Here is a 13,908-nt window from a genome sequence, read left to right on the forward strand (position 1 = left end):
CCCGCTCCTATAAGGGGTATCGCCGTCCGTCAGGACGCGCGATCGGGCCGGCACAGGCACCCCTAGCCCACCCCCAGCACCTTTACCGCCGGCAGATCCATCGCCTGCGCCTCCTCCTGCAAGAACACGCTCAAGCGCCGCAACCGCTCGCCCCCGGGGCGGGTACGCGGCCACACCAGGTAATAATCCAGCCCACTGGCCACCGCCGTCGGCCACGGCAGGCTCAAGCGCCCCTGGGCGACGTCCTCGGCGACCATCAGCAAGTCGCCCATCGACACCCCATACCCGCGCGCCGCCGCGATCATGCCCAGCTCCAGGGTGTCGAACACCTGCCCGCCCTTGAGCGAGACCTTGTCGGCCAGCCCCATGCGCGCCAGCCAGCTGCCCCAGTCGCGTTTGTCGGGGGTCGGGTGCAACAGCTCCACCCCGGCCAGCCGCCGCTCATCCCAAGGGCCATCGGCCAGCAGGTCCGGTGCGCCGACCGGGATCAGCAGTTCGGAAAACAATCGCCGCACCTCCCAGTCCGCCGGGAAGTTGCCGTCACTGAGCAGCACCGCGCAGTCGAAAGGCTCCTGGTTGAAATCCACGTGGTCGACGTCCATCCAGGCGCTGGTCAGTTGCACTTCGTTGCCCGGCTGCAAGTGCCGGAAGCGGCTCAGCCGCGCCAGCAGCCAGCGCATGGTCAGGGTGGAAGGGGCCTTCATGCGCAGGATGTCGTCCTCGCCACGCAGGGTGTTGCAGGCCCGCTCCAGCGCCGCGAAACCGTCACGCACGCCGGGCAGCAGCAGGCGCGCGGCTTCGGTCGGTTGCAGGTTGCGGCCGTTGCGCACGAACAGACGGCAAGCGAAGTGCTCCTCCAGCGTGCGGATGTGCCGGCTGACCGCACTCTGGGTGATCGACAGCTCCTCGCCAGCGCGGGTGAAGGAGCTCAGCCGGGCGGCGGCTTCGAATGCGCGCAAGGCATAGAGCGGGGGAAGCTTGCGAGACATGGGGCACCTGCAATTCGGGCATGAGCGGGAGATGGGCCGGATCATACTGCCATGAGTTCAACTCATGCCAACGATCGCTTTTATCCTTTTGTGGAAAGCTGACCGAGGCCTCAGAATCGCCCTTCCTACAGCCCCATCAGGAGAGGGACTCCCCATGCACGTCGCGCCGACCACAGAGCTCAAGGCATTGCTGCGCCTGGCCGGGCCGCTGATCGCCTCGCAGTTGGCGCACATGCTGATGGTGCTCACCGACACCCTGATGATGGCCCGCATCAGCCCCCAGGCCCTGGCCGGTGGCGGCCTGGGCGCGGCGAGCTATTCGTTCGTGTCGATCTTCTGCCTGGGGGTGATCGCCGCAGTCGGCACCCTGGTGGCGATCCGCAAGGGTGCCGGCGACATCGCCGGGGCCACGCGCCTGGCCCAGGCCGGTTTGTGGCTGGCCTGGGGCCTGGCGTTGGGCGCGGCACTGGCGCTGTGGAACCTCAAGCCGGTGCTGTTGCTGTTCGGCCAGCAGCCGGCCAACGTCGACGCGGCCATGCAGTTCCTCACCCTGCTGCCCCTGGCGCTGCCCGGCTACCTGACCTTCATGGCCCTGCGCGGCTTCACCAGCGCCCTGGGGCGCTCGACCCCGGTGATGGTCATCAGCCTGGTGGGCACGGTGCTCAACTACCTGTTCAACCATGCGCTGATCGAGGGCATGTTCGGCCTGCCCCAATTGGGGCTGGTGGGCATCGGCCTGGTCACGGCGGTGGTCTCGCTGGGCATGGCCATCGCCCTGGCGCTGTACATCCGCTGGCACCCGTCCTATGCGCCGTACCCACTGCGCCAGGGCCTGTCGCGCCCGTCGCTGCCGGCGCTGCGCGAGCTGTGGCGGCTGGGCTTGCCGATCGGCGGCACCTACATGGTCGAGGTCGGCCTGTTCGCCTTCGCCGCACTGTGCATGGGCGTGCTGGGCAGCACGGAGCTGGCGGCGCACCAGATCGCGCTGCAGATCGTCTCCACCGCGTTCATGGTGCCGACCGGGCTTTCCTATGCGGTGACCATGCGCGTGGGCCTGTACTACGGCGCGGGCAACCTGCTGGCGGCGCGTAGCGCGGGGCGGGTGGGGATCGGCTTCGGCGCCTCGGTGATGTTCGCCTTCGCGGCGCTGTTCTGGCTGCTGCCGGATGCGCTGGTGGGGTTGTTCATCGACCGCAACGACCCGGCGTTCGCGGCGATCTTCCAACTGGCGGTGCAGTTGCTGATGGTCGCGGCGTGGTTCGAATTGTTCGATGGCATGCAGACCATCGCCATGGGCTCGATTCGCGGGCTGAAGGATGCCAAGACCACCTTCCTGATCGGGCTGGTGTGCTACTGGCTGGTGGGCGCGCCGTGCGCCTGGGTGTTCACCTTCACCCTCGGCGGGGGCGCGCTGGGCGTGTGGTGGGGGTTGGCGCTGGGGCTGGCGTGCGCGGCGGTGGCGTTGACGCTGGCCTTCGAATGGCGGATGAAGCGGATGCTGGGCAAGGCGGGCGTGGGGGCGGCGGTTTCGGCCTGAGAGTCGGCGGCCCCACGATAGGGCCGCTACTGACTAGACACTCACCAACTGCGGCTTGGCCGCCTGGAACAGGTAGACGATCAGCTCGTCGATCGGCAATGGCCGGCTCACCAGGAACCCTTGCACCTGGTCGCAACCGAACCCACGCAACAGCGCCAGTTGCTCCTCGCTCTCCACCCCTTCGGCCACCACCTCCAGGTTGAGGTTGTGCGCCAGGTTGATCATCGCGTGCACCAGCTTGCGGTTCTCCTCGCGCTGGTCCATGCAGCCGACGAAGCTGCGGTCGACCTTGAGCAAGGTGATCGGCAGGCTGTTCAGGTGCACGAACGATGAGAACCCGGTGCCGAAGTCGTCCAGCGAGAAGCGCACGCCCAGGCGCCCCAGGGCATCCATGGTCTGGCGCACCAGCTCGTTGCGGCGCATCACTGCGGTTTCGGTCAGCTCGAACTCCAGCCAGCGGGCATCGACGCCATGCTCGACGATCAGCCGGCTCAGGGTGGCCAGCAGCTGGCTGTCCTGGAACTGCCGGAAACTCAGGTTCACCGCCATGTGCAGCGGCGTCAGGCCGCGCTCGCGCAACGCCTGCATGTCGCGCAGGGCGCGGGAGATGACCCAATAACCCAGCGGCACGATCAGCCCGCTCTGCTCGGCCAGCGGCACGAACTCGCTCGGTGGCAACAGGCCGCGCTCGGGGTGGCGCCAGCGCACCAGGGCCTCGAGGCCGACGATGCGCCCGTCGGCCAGGTTCAGCCGCGGCTGGTAGTGCAGCTCCAGTTCGTCGCGGCGCAGGGCGCGGCGCAGTTCGCTTTCCAGGTCGGCCAGGCTGCGCGCGTTGCGGTTGATCCGTTCGTTGAACACATGGAAGGTGCAGCCCTGGCTGCCCTTGGCCTGGCGCATGGCGATGTGCGCGTGCCACATCAGCGGGTCGGCGCCAGCCTGGGCGCGGGCGTGGGCCAGGCCCAGGCTGCAGCCGAGCAACAGGCTCTCGCCGTCGATCCAGTAGGGTTCGGCCAAGGCCTCGACGATACGTTCGGCCATCCACTCGGCGCGATTGGCATCGCGGCGGGTGTCGATCAGCAGGGCGAACTCGTCGCTGCCCAGGCGCGCCAGCTGGTCGCCGGCCTCGAGCTGCTGCTTGAGGCGGGTCACCACTTGCAGGATCAGGCGGTCGCCACCCTGGTGGCCAAGGGCGTCGTTGACGTGGCGGAAGTTGTCCAGGTCCAGGTGGCCGAGGGCCAGGCCGCGGCCTTCATTCTCGGCCAGGCGCGTGGTCAGCAGGGCCTGGAAGCCCTGGCGGTTGGCGATGCCGGTCAGCGGGTCTTGCTCGGCCAGGCGTTGCAGGGTGGCCACCAGCACGCCGCGCTCGCGCACATGGCGCAGCGAACGGCGCAGGGCGTCGTCGCTCAACTGGGTGCGCACCAGCCAGTCGCTGACCCCCACTGGCGGGGTCTCGGGCTCGTGCTCGAGCAGCAGGATGGTCGGCAGGTCGCAACGTCCCGGCGCCGGTTGCAGGGCCGGGGTGGCCAGGACCACGGCCTGGCGGTCATTGGCGAACAGGCTGTCGACCGCCTCCCAGTTCGGCGCGGTCAATAGCACCGCGCTGCCCGCCAGCGGCTGCACGCACTCGCGCAACACGGCGGCCCATTCCGGCTCATCGGCCAACAGCAGCAAGCGCAACGGTTCGATGGGCGTGGACAAGCGGGCTCCTTAAGGGCTTGAACGGTGAACGGCGGGCGCGGGCTATCCTACCCGATAAGTGGAAATGATTCTCACTATTGACGAGTGGCATTCCTTGGCCAGCATGCCGACATATTTTGTCGTGCATCCTGCTCGAAAGTCGCTGCGCCCGCAATTGCGATTCGCACATCGCGCTGTCAGACGGTCGCGCCATAACCGGGTCATGCCTGCTAGAATGCGCGGCTATTTTCTGGTTACCCCCGGTTTCTAGCATGTCCCGACTCAATCCCCGGCAACAGGAAGCCCGTGACTACGTCGGCGGCCCTCTCTTGGTGCTCGCCGGTGCAGGCTCCGGCAAGACCAGCGTGATCACGCGCAAGATCGCCCACCTGATCCAGAACTGCGGCATCCGCGCCCAGTACATCGTCGCCATGACCTTCACCAACAAGGCCGCGCGCGAGATGAAGGAGCGGGTCGGCACCCTGCTGCGCCCCGGCGAAGGCCGCGGCCTGACCGTGTGCACCTTCCACAACCTGGGCCTGAACATCATCCGCAAGGAGCACGAGCGCCTGGGCTACAAGCCGGGCTTCTCGATCTTCGACGAGACCGACATCAAGGCGTTGCTGTCGGACATCATGCAGAAGGAATACTCCGGCGACGACGGCATCGACGAGATCAAGAACATGATCGGTGCCTGGAAGAACGACCTGATCCTCCCCGCCGAGGCCCTGGAAAAAGCCCGCAACCCGCGCGAGCAGACCGCCGCCATCGTCTACACCCACTACCAGCGCACGCTCAAGGCGTTCAACGCGGTGGACTTCGACGACCTGATCCTGCTGCCGGTGAAGCTGTTCGAACAGAACCCGGACATCCTCGAACGCTGGCAGAACCGCGTGCGCTACCTGCTGGTGGACGAATACCAAGACACCAACGCCAGCCAGTACCTGCTGGTGAAGATGCTGATCGGCATGCGCAACCAGTTCACCGTGGTGGGCGACGACGACCAGTCGATCTACGCCTGGCGCGGCGCCCGCCCGGAAAACCTCATGCTGCTCAAGGAGGACTACCCCTCCCTGAAGGTGGTGATGCTGGAGCAGAACTACCGCTCCACCAGCCGCATCCTGCGCTGCGCCAACGTGCTCATCGCCAACAACCCGCACGCCTTCGAGAAGCAGCTGTGGAGCGAGATGGGCGTGGGCGACGAGATCCGCGTGATCCGCTGCAAGAACGAGGAAGCCGAGGCCGAGCGCGTGGCCATGGAGATCCTCACGCTGCACCTGCGCACCGACCGGCCCTACAGCGACTTCGCCATCCTCTACCGGGGCAACTACCAGGCCAAGCTGATCGAACTGAAGCTGCAGCACCACCAGGTGCCGTATCGCTTGTCCGGCGGCAACAGCTTCTTCGGCCGCCAGGAGGTAAAAGACCTCATGGCCTACCTGCGCCTGCTGGTGAACCCGGACGACGACAACGCCTACCTGCGGGTGATCAACGTGCCGCGCCGGGAAATCGGCTCGACCACCCTGGAGAAACTCGGCAACTACGCCACCGAACGCGGGGTGTCGATGTACGCCGCCAGTGAGGAGCTGGGCCTGGGCGAGCACCTGGATGCGCGCTACACCGAGCGCCTGCAGCGCTTCAAGCACTGGCTCGACGGGGTGCGCCACAAGGTCGCCCTGGAAGACCCGATCGCCGCGTTGCACGAGATGGTCCGCGACATCGACTACGAGAACTGGATTCGCCAGCAGACCGCCAGCGACAAGGCCGCGGAGTTCCGCATCAGCAATGTCTGGTTCCTCATCGATGCGTTGAAGAACACCCTCGAGAAGGACGAAGAGGGTGACATGACCATCGAGGACGCCATCGGCAAGCTGGTGCTGCGCGACATGCTCGAACGCCAGCAGGAAGAGGAAGAAAACGCCGAGGGCGTGCAGATGATGACCCTGCACGCCTCCAAGGGCCTGGAATTCCCCTACGTGTTCATCATGGGCATGGAGGAAGAGATCCTCCCGCACCGTTCCAGCATCGAGGCCGATACCATCGAGGAAGAACGCCGCCTGGCCTACGTGGGCATCACCCGCGCCCGCCAAACCCTGGCCTTCACCTTCGCCGCCAAGCGCAAGCAGTACGGCGAGATCATCGATTGCACGCCCAGCCGCTTCCTCGACGAACTGCCGCCGGAAGACCTGTCGTGGGAAGGCCTGGACGACGCGCCGGTGGAAGTGAAGGCGGCGCGCGGCAACACTGCGCTGGCCGACATCCGGGCCATGCTCAAACGCTGATCTACCCTGACTCTTTAAACCTTCGCCGCTACCCCGTTGGATGCGGCCACCTTTGCTACATCGAGGAAACAACAGTGCAAGCACTGCAGCAGAAGATTCGCGAAGAAGGCATCGTGCTTTCCGATCAGGTCCTGAAAGTCGATGCGTTTCTCAACCACCAGATCGACCCGGCGCTGATGCAGCTGATCGGCGACGAGTTCGCCCGCCTGTTCGCCGACTCGGGTGTGACCAAGATCGTCACCATCGAAGCGTCGGGCATCGCCCCGGCGGTGATGACCGGCCTGAAACTGGGTGTGCCGGTGATCTTCGCGCGCAAGCACCAGTCGCTGACCCTGACCGAGAACCTGCTGACCGCCTCGGTGTACTCCTTCACCAAGCAGACCGAGAACACCGTGGCCATCTCGCCGCGTCACCTCAACAGCAGCGACCGCGTGCTGGTGATCGACGACTTCCTGGCCAATGGCAAGGCGTCGCAGGCGCTGATCTCGATCATCAAGCAGGCCGGCGCGACCGTCGCGGGCCTGGGGATCGTGATCGAGAAGTCGTTCCAGGGCGGGCGCGCCGAGCTGGACAGCCAGGGCTATCGCGTCGAGTCGCTGGCGCGGGTGCAGTCGCTGGAAGGCGGTGTGGTCAGTTTCATCGAGTAAAACCACAGGGGCTGCACAGCAGCCCCCGCTTTCACCGCCGGCTCGCTTGCAACCCCGCCAGCAGCAACCGCTGGTACACCTCCTCCTTCAGCCCCTTCGGCCGATCCAGCTTCATCCGCGCCAGCTGCGCCCTATACCCCTCAGGCTCAGGCGCCTCCAATGCCGCCTTGCCCAGCTCCAACACCTCGCTCAACTTGAACTTGCTCTTGAGCCAGTTCAGCGCCCGCAGCAAATCCCGCTCCTCCCCCGTGAAGTCACTGCCCAACGGATACTCCGGGAACAACCGCGCATGCCGCGCGCGAATCGCCTCCAGGCGCTCGGGCGTGTTGTCGGTGAAGCGCGCCGCCAACTGGAACCCCTCGGCCAGCTTGCCGGCCTTCTTCGCCTGCGCCATCAGTTCGCCTTGGAAGCGCGAGTCGCTGATCGCCAGCAAGCGCGCGATCACCTCGCTGTCGGTCTGCCCGCGCAGGTCGGCGATGCCGTACTCGGTCACCACGATGTCGCGCAGGTGCCGCGGGATGGTGCAGTGGCCGTATTCCCACATCAGGTTGGACGTCACCTCCCCGCCCGCCTCGCGCCAGCTGCGTAACAGCAGGATCGAGCGCGCGCCCGCCAGCGCATGGGCCTGGGCGACGAAGTTGTACTGCCCGCCAACGCCGCTGAGCACCCGGCCGTCTTCGAGCTGGTCGGCCACCCCGGCGCCGAGCAGGGTCATGCCGAACACCGTGTTGGCGAAACGCGCGTCGCGGCGCTGGCGGCGCTTGAGGGCTTCGTCGCCGTACAGCTCGTTGATGAAGCTGATGGCGCTCATGGCGTAGCGCTTGCGCTGCTCGAACGGCATCTCGCGCAGGCGCTGGTAGAAGTCGCGGGGGCCGAGGAAGAAACCGCCGTGCACCAGCACGCCCTGCTCGTCCGCCGGGCGCCGCACCACACCGGCCTCGGCCAGTGCCAGCAGACCGTTGACGAACATTTCGCTGCAGCCGTACAGGCCCTGGGCGAAATCATCGACACCGCCTTCGCGGTCGATCAGCGCCTGCCAGGGCGCCAGGTCGAGGTCGGCGAGCAGCGCGCGGTAGCCGGGGTTGTCGCCCTGGCGCGCCAGCAGCGCGGCGGCCACCGCGTCGCCCATGGCGCCGATGCCGATCTGCAGGGTGCCGCCGTCGCGCACCAGGGTGCTGACGTGCAGGCCGATGCAGTGGTCCTGGGTGGTGACCGGCATGTTCGGCGTGGAGAACAGCCGGCGCCGCTCCGGTTCATCGATCAGCAGGTCGAAAGCGTCGCGTTCGAGCTCCGCATCGCCGGGCATGTAGGGCAACTCGTCGTGCACCTGGCCGAGCAGCAGGAGGGTTTCGCCGGCGGCGCGGCGCTGGGCGATCATCGGCAGCAGGTCGAGGGTGATGTCGGGGTTGCAGGCCAGGCTCAGGTGCCCGGGGCGCTCCGGGGCTTCGGCCACCAGCTGGGCGATCAGGTTCAGGCCCTTGGCGTTGATGTCGCGGGCAGCGTGGCTGTAGTTGCTGCTGACGTAGTCCTGCTGGGCGCTGGCGCTGTGCAGCAACGAGCCGGGCTGCATGAAGAACTGCTCGACGCGGATGTTCGGCGGCAACGTGTCGCGGCGCAGGTCGGCGAGGTAGTCGAGCTCCTCGTAGTCGGCGAACACGCGCTCGACGAAGGGTTCGAGGAAGCGGCGCTGCAGGCCGTCGCCCAGGGGTGGGCGGCCCAGGGTCAGGGCGGTGTAGATCGTCAGCTGGCGTTCGGGGGTTTGGCGGATGCGCGCGTACAGCGCGTTGACGAAGGCATTGGGTTTGCCCAGGCCCAGGGGCAGGCCCAGGTGGATGTGGGCAGGGAGGCGGGCCAGCGCCTGGTCGACGGCCTGGTCGAGGGAACAGCGGTGGGGCATGGGGAGCTCCTGTGGCGTCCGGGCATACAGGGGTTTGACCATTACCTTAGTTGATTTGCTGCCAGCGCCCCGCGATAGGGCCGGCACACACCGCACAAAAACAAAACCCGCCATCAAGGGCGGGTTTGGCTGGAATCAGGCCAGGCTCACAGCCCGGACATCTTCTGGATCGCCTTCTTCAAGTCTTCATCCGAACAGTCCGCGCAAGTGCCCTTCGGCGGCATGGCGTTGATGCCGGTGATGGCCTTGGCCAGGATGCCATCGAGCCCGCCCTGGTGGTCGGCGCGCTCCTTCCAGGCCGCGGTGTCGCCGATCTTCGGCGCGCCCAGCAGGCCGCTGCCATGGCAGGCGTTGCAGTGCTTGGCGATGACCTCGTCGGGGGTCTTGGCCCCGCCGCCGCCGGCAGCGACCGCCACTTCCATGCCCTTGCACGCTTGCCCCTGCACGCAGACCTGGCCGACCGGCTCCAGGCGCTTGGCGATGTCGTCGTTGGTCGCTGCGTGTGCGTTGAGCGCCCAGAGGGCGAATACGGCTGCTGGTACGGCCAGCATCTTCTTGATTTGGTTCACGCGTACACCCTCATGGTGGCTAATCACGCCCGCGGCCACGGTTCGCAGGCGCTGGAAAGTATAGCGGCAACCTGGAACCCGTGAAACGACCCTACAGGGGAAAGGGGTATTGGCGCGTCAATACGCTGCGCTGGATCAAAAGTTCGAGGGGGTGGCCGCGCTGATCAGCCGGGCGGGCTCGTCGAAGGGGTTGCGGAAACGGTGCGGGCGGGTGCTTTCGAAGTAGTAGCTGTCACCGGCTTCGAGGATGAACACCTCGGCGCCGACCACCAGCTCCAGGCGCCCTTCGAGCAGGATGCCGGTCTCTTCGCCATCGTGGGTGAGCATTTCTTCACCCGTGTCGGCGCCCGGCGGGTAGACCTCGTTGAGAAAGGCGATGGCGCGGTTGGGGTGCGACTTGCCGACCAGCTTCATGGTCACCGCGCCGTCGGAAATGTCGATCAGTTCGTGGGCCTTGTAGACGATCTGCGTGGGGCTTTCCGGCGCCAGTTCGACGGAAAAGAACTCGACCATGGACATGGGAATACCGCTGAGCACCTTGCGCAGGGAGCTGATCGACGGGCTCACGCTGTTCTTCTCGATCATCGAGATGGTGCTGTTGGTCACACCCGCGCGCTTGGCGAGTTCGCGCTGGGACAGGCCCTTGAGCTTGCGGATGGCTTGAAGTCGTTCGCCGACGTCCAAAGCTTGAGCCTCCTGAAACGGTCGAGATGGGGGTCGAATGTGAACGATATCATGGCAATGCCGTTCAGTATTTACAACACTCGACCCCGCAGCCCGTCCGCTTCAGCGGCTCATTCGCCGCAATACTCCAGCGGCACGCGCTTGAGGTTGCAGAACAGCTGGTAGGGAATGCTGCCGGCCTGTTGCGCCACCTCACTGGCCAGCACCTGCTTGCCCCACAGCTCGACCGGGCTGCCGACGTTGGCCTCGGGCACGTCGGTGAGGTCGATGCAGAGCATGTCCATCGATACGCGACCGATCAGTTGGGTGCGCTTGCCGGCGACCAGCACCGGCGTGCCGGTAGGGGCGTGGCGCGGGTAGCCGTCGGCGTAACCCATGGCGACCACGCCGACCCGGGTGGGGCGTGGGCTCGTGAACTTCGCGCCGTAGCCCACCGGCTCACCGGCCGGCAGTTCGCGCACGCTGATCACCCGCGATTGCAGGGTCATCACCGGTTGCAGGCGCGCGGCCTGGGCCTGGTCGACCTCGAACGGCGTGGCGCCGTACAGCATGATGCCCGGGCGCACCCAGTCACTGGGCACCTGCGGCCAGCCAAGCACCGCGGGCGAGTTGCGCAGGCTGACCTCGGCGGCCAGGCCCTGGCGCGCGGCCTCGAACACCGCCAGCTGTTGCTCGGTGGTGCTGCTGTCGAGTTCGTCGGCGCGGGCGAAGTGGCTCATCAGCACGATGCGCGCGACCTTGCCGCTGGCCAGCAGGCGCTGGTAGGCGTCATGGTAGTCCTTCGGGTGCAGGCCGACGCGGTGCATGCCGCTGTCGAGCTTGAGCCAGATGTTCACCGGCTTGTGCAGCGGGGTCTGCTCGATGGCGTCGAGTTGCCACAGCGAATGCACCACGCACCACAGGTCGTGCTGGGCGATCAGCGCCAGCTCGCTGGCCTCGAAGAAGCCCTCGAGCAGCAGCACCGGGGCCTTGATACCCGCGGCGCGCAGCTCCAGCGCTTCCTCGATGCAGGCCACCGCGAAGCCATCGGCCTCGGCCTCGAGCGCCAGGGCACAGCGCACCGCGCCATGGCCGTAGGCGTCGGCCTTGACCACGGCGAGGGCCTTGGCGCCGGTCAGCTCACGGGCCAGGCGGTAGTTGTGACGGAGGGCTTGGAGGTCGATCAGGGCACGGGCGGGACGCATGGCGGCAGCCTTCTGGCAGTTCTGGTGTTGAATAAAGCCCCGGCGCGGTGAGTGGGGGTAGGTACCCACCGCACCGGGGTGAGGGAACGGTTGTAGCAGCGGTGGCTTCAGCGAATCATTGGTGAGCCGGCGCCGGGCTCCCTTGCTTGGCCACTTCACGGTGGTTGCCATAACGGGAGATATCCAGGCCTTCGGCGCTGATCTGCGGCTTCTTGCGCGCGATCAGGTCGGCCAGCAGACGGCCGGAGCCGCACGCCATGGTCCAGCCCAGGGTGCCGTGGCCTGTGTTGAGGAACAGGTTGCGCAACGCTGTGGCGCCAACGATCGGGGTACCGTCCGGGGTGGCCGGGCGCAGGCCGGTCCAGAAGCTCGCCTGGCTCAGGTCGCCGCCGCGAGGATAAAGGTCGTTGACGATCATCTCCAGCGTTTCGCGCCGACGCGGGTTCAGCGACAGGTCGAAACCGGCGATCTCGGCCATGCCGCCGACGCGGATGCGGTTGTCGAAGCGGGTGATGGCGACCTTGTAGGTCTCGTCGAGGATGGTCGAGGTCGGCGCCATGTCGCCATTGGTGATCGGCACGGTCAGCGAGTAGCCCTTGAGCGGGTACACCGGGGCCTTGATGCCCAGTGGCTTGAGCAACTGCGGCGAGTAGCTGCCCAGGGCCAGCACGTAGCGGTCGGCGGTTTCCAGCTTGCCGTCGATCCACACGCCGTTGATGCGATCGCCCGCGTGGTCCAGGCGCTCGATGTTCTGGCCGAAGCGGAACTCCACGCCCAGCTTGATGGCCATGTCGGCGAGCTTGGTGGTGAACAGCTGGCAGTCGCCGGTCTGGTCGTTGGGCAGGCGCAGGGCACCGGCGAGGATGTCCTTGACCCCGGCCAGGGCCGGCTCGACGCGGGCGATGCCGTCGCGGTCGAGCAACTCGTAAGGCACGCCGGACTGCTCCAGCACGGCGATGTCCTTGGCCGCGGCATCCACCTGGGCCTGGGTGCGGAACAGCTGGGTGGTGCCCAAAGTGCGGCTTTCGTAGGCGATGCCGGTTTCCGCGCGCAGTTCGTCGAGGCAGTCGCGGCTGTACTCGGACAGGCGCACCATGCGCTCCTTGTTCACCGCATAGCGGTTGGCGGTGCAGTTGCGCAGCATCTGCGCCATCCACAGGTACTGGTCGACGTCGCCGGTGAGCTTGATGGCCAGCGGGGCGTGGCGCTCGAGCAGCCACTTGATGGCCTTCAGCGGCACGCCCGGGGCGGCCCAGGGCGAGGCGTAGCCAGGCGAGATCTGGCCGGCGTTGGCGAAACTGGTTTCCATGGCCGCCGCCGGCTGGCGGTCGACCACCGTCACGTCGAAACCTTGCCGGGCCAGGTAGTAGGCACTGGCGGTTCCGATCACACCGCTACCAAGCACCAGAACTCGCATCGTTTATCCCTCGCACGCGGCACACCGCGTTGTTTTGTTGAAATGGCATGGATGCGCGCAGTATATGAATTCGAGACCAGTGCAATTCACTATATAAGCGCCTATATTTGGCGAGAATTCTCGGCAAAATCGCCTTTCACGGAGGGGCATCCCCTATGAGAACCCAGCATCAGACCAAGCGTGAACTGGACAAGATCGACCGCAACATCCTGCGCATCCTGCAGAGTGACGGGCGCATCTCGTTCACCGAACTGGGCGAGAAAGTGGGGCTTTCCACCACCCCCTGCACCGAGCGCGTGCGACGCCTGGAACGCGAGGGGATCATCATGGGCTACAACGCCCGGCTCAACCCGCAGCACCTTAAGGGCAGCCTGCTGGTGTTCGTCGAGATCAGCCTGGACTACAAGTCCGGCGACACCTTCGAGGAGTTCCGCCGCGCGGTGCTCAAGCTGCCCCATGTGCTGGAGTGCCACCTGGTGTCGGGCGACTTCGACTACCTGGTGAAGGCGCGCATTTCCGAGATGGCCTCGTACCGCAAGCTGCTCGGCGACATCCTGCTCAAGCTGCCGCACGTGCGCGAGTCGAAGAGCTACATCGTGATGGAAGAGGTGAAGGAAAGCCTGGCGCTGCCGATTCCGGACTGAGCGTCAGACCAGCACCTGGCGGGTGGTGGCGATGAACTGGTGCACCAACTGCTCGGCCTCGGGCTCGATCATCTGCGCCGGGCCACGGCCACGCGGGCACGGCAGGCGTTCGGTGGTGCCGAACAGGCGGCAGATCATCGGGCGCTCCGCGTAGACCGTGCAGCCTTGGGGGCCGAGGTGCACGCAGTCCAGGCGCTCGAGGGCGGCGTCCTGCTCGGCCTGGGACTTACGCGGCAGGCGGGCCATTTCCTCAGCAGAAGTGGTGACCGGGCCGCAGCAGTCATGGCAGCCGGGTTCGCACTCGAACGAGGGGATGAGTTCGCGCAGGAAGTGAATCTTGTGGCGGTTGCAAGGCATGGCGTGTGACGTCTTCGAGGGGTG

At 66.5% G+C, this 13,908-nt stretch carries 12 protein-coding genes; 4 read left to right on the forward strand and 8 right to left on the reverse strand.

The genetic code is table 11. The features are described 5' to 3' along the window. Nucleotides 1–62: 62 nt before the first annotated feature. Nucleotides 63–989 carry a LysR substrate-binding domain-containing protein gene (locus tag P0Y43_RS21725; protein ID WP_275639331.1) on the reverse strand — a complete coding sequence of 309 codons (927 nt, stop codon included), beginning with the start codon at nt 987–989 and terminating at the stop codon, nt 63–65. Between the two features lie 154 nt (nt 990–1,143). Here P0Y43_RS21725 and P0Y43_RS21730 point away from each other — a divergent pair, with 154 nt between their 5' ends. Next, a complete protein-coding gene (locus P0Y43_RS21730; protein ID WP_275639332.1) occupies nt 1,144–2,526 on the forward strand; it encodes a NorM family multidrug efflux MATE transporter in 1,383 nt (460 codons plus the stop codon). Nucleotides 2,527–2,559: 33 nt separating this feature from the next. Here P0Y43_RS21730 and P0Y43_RS21735 read toward each other — a convergent pair whose 3' ends face one another. Then, nucleotides 2,560–4,224 (reverse strand): putative bifunctional diguanylate cyclase/phosphodiesterase, encoded by a 1,665-nt coding sequence (locus tag P0Y43_RS21735; protein ID WP_275639333.1) that lies wholly within the window; start codon nt 4,222–4,224, stop codon nt 2,560–2,562. A 251-nt stretch (nt 4,225–4,475) separates the two neighbouring features. Here P0Y43_RS21735 and rep point away from each other — a divergent pair, with 251 nt between their 5' ends. Next, entirely contained in the window at nt 4,476–6,485 is a 2,010-nt protein-coding gene (gene rep / locus P0Y43_RS21740; protein ID WP_275639334.1) for a DNA helicase Rep, read from the forward strand. 74 nt (nt 6,486–6,559) lie between these two features. After that, a complete protein-coding gene (gene xpt, locus P0Y43_RS21745) occupies nt 6,560–7,132 on the forward strand; it encodes a xanthine phosphoribosyltransferase (protein ID WP_275639335.1) in 573 nt (190 codons plus the stop codon). A 31-nt stretch (nt 7,133–7,163) separates the two neighbouring features. Here the strand turns inward: xpt and P0Y43_RS21750 are convergent, their stop codons facing one another. The 5 genes from P0Y43_RS21750 to dadA all read right to left on the reverse strand — a co-directional run bounded on the left by P0Y43_RS21750 (nt 7,164) and on the right by dadA (nt 12,883). Then, nucleotides 7,164–9,029, reverse strand: coding sequence for an acetyl-CoA hydrolase/transferase C-terminal domain-containing protein (locus tag P0Y43_RS21750; RefSeq protein ID WP_275639336.1), 1,866 nt, complete (start codon nt 9,027–9,029; stop codon nt 7,164–7,166). 146 nt (nt 9,030–9,175) lie between these two features. Beyond that, nucleotides 9,176–9,580 (reverse strand): c-type cytochrome, encoded by a 405-nt coding sequence (locus P0Y43_RS21755; RefSeq protein ID WP_275639567.1) that lies wholly within the window; start codon nt 9,578–9,580, stop codon nt 9,176–9,178. A 153-nt stretch (nt 9,581–9,733) separates the two neighbouring features. Continuing rightward, entirely contained in the window at nt 9,734–10,282 is a 549-nt protein-coding gene (locus P0Y43_RS21760; protein WP_275639337.1) for a cupin domain-containing protein, read from the reverse strand. A gap of 110 nt (nt 10,283–10,392) precedes the next feature. Then, nucleotides 10,393–11,466 carry an alanine racemase gene (gene alr, locus P0Y43_RS21765; protein ID WP_275639338.1) on the reverse strand — a complete coding sequence of 358 codons (1,074 nt, stop codon included), beginning with the start codon at nt 11,464–11,466 and terminating at the stop codon, nt 10,393–10,395. A gap of 115 nt (nt 11,467–11,581) precedes the next feature. After that, nucleotides 11,582–12,883 carry a D-amino acid dehydrogenase gene (gene dadA, locus P0Y43_RS21770; RefSeq protein WP_275639339.1) on the reverse strand — a complete coding sequence of 434 codons (1,302 nt, stop codon included), beginning with the start codon at nt 12,881–12,883 and terminating at the stop codon, nt 11,582–11,584. Between the two features lie 155 nt (nt 12,884–13,038). On the opposite strand from dadA, the gene P0Y43_RS21775 reads away from it, so the two are divergent. Further along, on the forward strand, nt 13,039–13,527 hold the full coding sequence (locus P0Y43_RS21775; RefSeq protein WP_275639340.1) for an Lrp/AsnC ligand binding domain-containing protein: 489 nt from the start codon (nt 13,039–13,041) through the stop codon (nt 13,525–13,527). A 3-nt stretch (nt 13,528–13,530) separates the two neighbouring features. Here P0Y43_RS21775 and P0Y43_RS21780 read toward each other — a convergent pair whose 3' ends face one another. Continuing rightward, on the reverse strand, nt 13,531–13,884 hold the full coding sequence (locus P0Y43_RS21780; protein ID WP_275639341.1) for a YkgJ family cysteine cluster protein: 354 nt from the start codon (nt 13,882–13,884) through the stop codon (nt 13,531–13,533). Nucleotides 13,885–13,908: the final 24 nt, after the last annotated feature.

Origin of the sequence: Pseudomonas entomophila, assembly GCF_029193575.1 — a bacterium.
In the GTDB taxonomy this organism is placed as follows: Bacteria; Pseudomonadota; Gammaproteobacteria; order Pseudomonadales; family Pseudomonadaceae; genus Aquipseudomonas; species Aquipseudomonas entomophila_G.

Excerpts from the sequence above, each read along its gene's own strand:
- P0Y43_RS21775 (WP_275639340.1), top strand. The coding sequence starts at position 13,039 with ATGAGAACCCAGCATCAGACCAAGCGTGAACTGGACAAGATCGACCGC.
- P0Y43_RS21780 (WP_275639341.1), bottom strand. The coding sequence starts at position 13,884 with ATGCCTTGCAACCGCCACAAGATTCACTTCCTGCGCGAACTCATCCCC.
- alr (WP_275639338.1), bottom strand. The coding sequence starts at position 11,466 with ATGCGTCCCGCCCGTGCCCTGATCGACCTCCAAGCCCTCCGTCACAAC.
- P0Y43_RS21725 (WP_275639331.1), bottom strand. The coding sequence starts at position 989 with ATGTCTCGCAAGCTTCCCCCGCTCTATGCCTTGCGCGCATTCGAAGCC.
- P0Y43_RS21755 (WP_275639567.1), bottom strand. The coding sequence starts at position 9,580 with ATGCTGGCCGTACCAGCAGCCGTATTCGCCCTCTGGGCGCTCAACGCA.
- dadA (WP_275639339.1), bottom strand. The coding sequence starts at position 12,883 with ATGCGAGTTCTGGTGCTTGGTAGCGGTGTGATCGGAACCGCCAGTGCC.
- rep (WP_275639334.1), top strand. The coding sequence starts at position 4,476 with ATGTCCCGACTCAATCCCCGGCAACAGGAAGCCCGTGACTACGTCGGC.
- P0Y43_RS21750 (WP_275639336.1), bottom strand. The coding sequence starts at position 9,029 with ATGCCCCACCGCTGTTCCCTCGACCAGGCCGTCGACCAGGCGCTGGCC.
- P0Y43_RS21730 (WP_275639332.1), top strand. The coding sequence starts at position 1,144 with ATGCACGTCGCGCCGACCACAGAGCTCAAGGCATTGCTGCGCCTGGCC.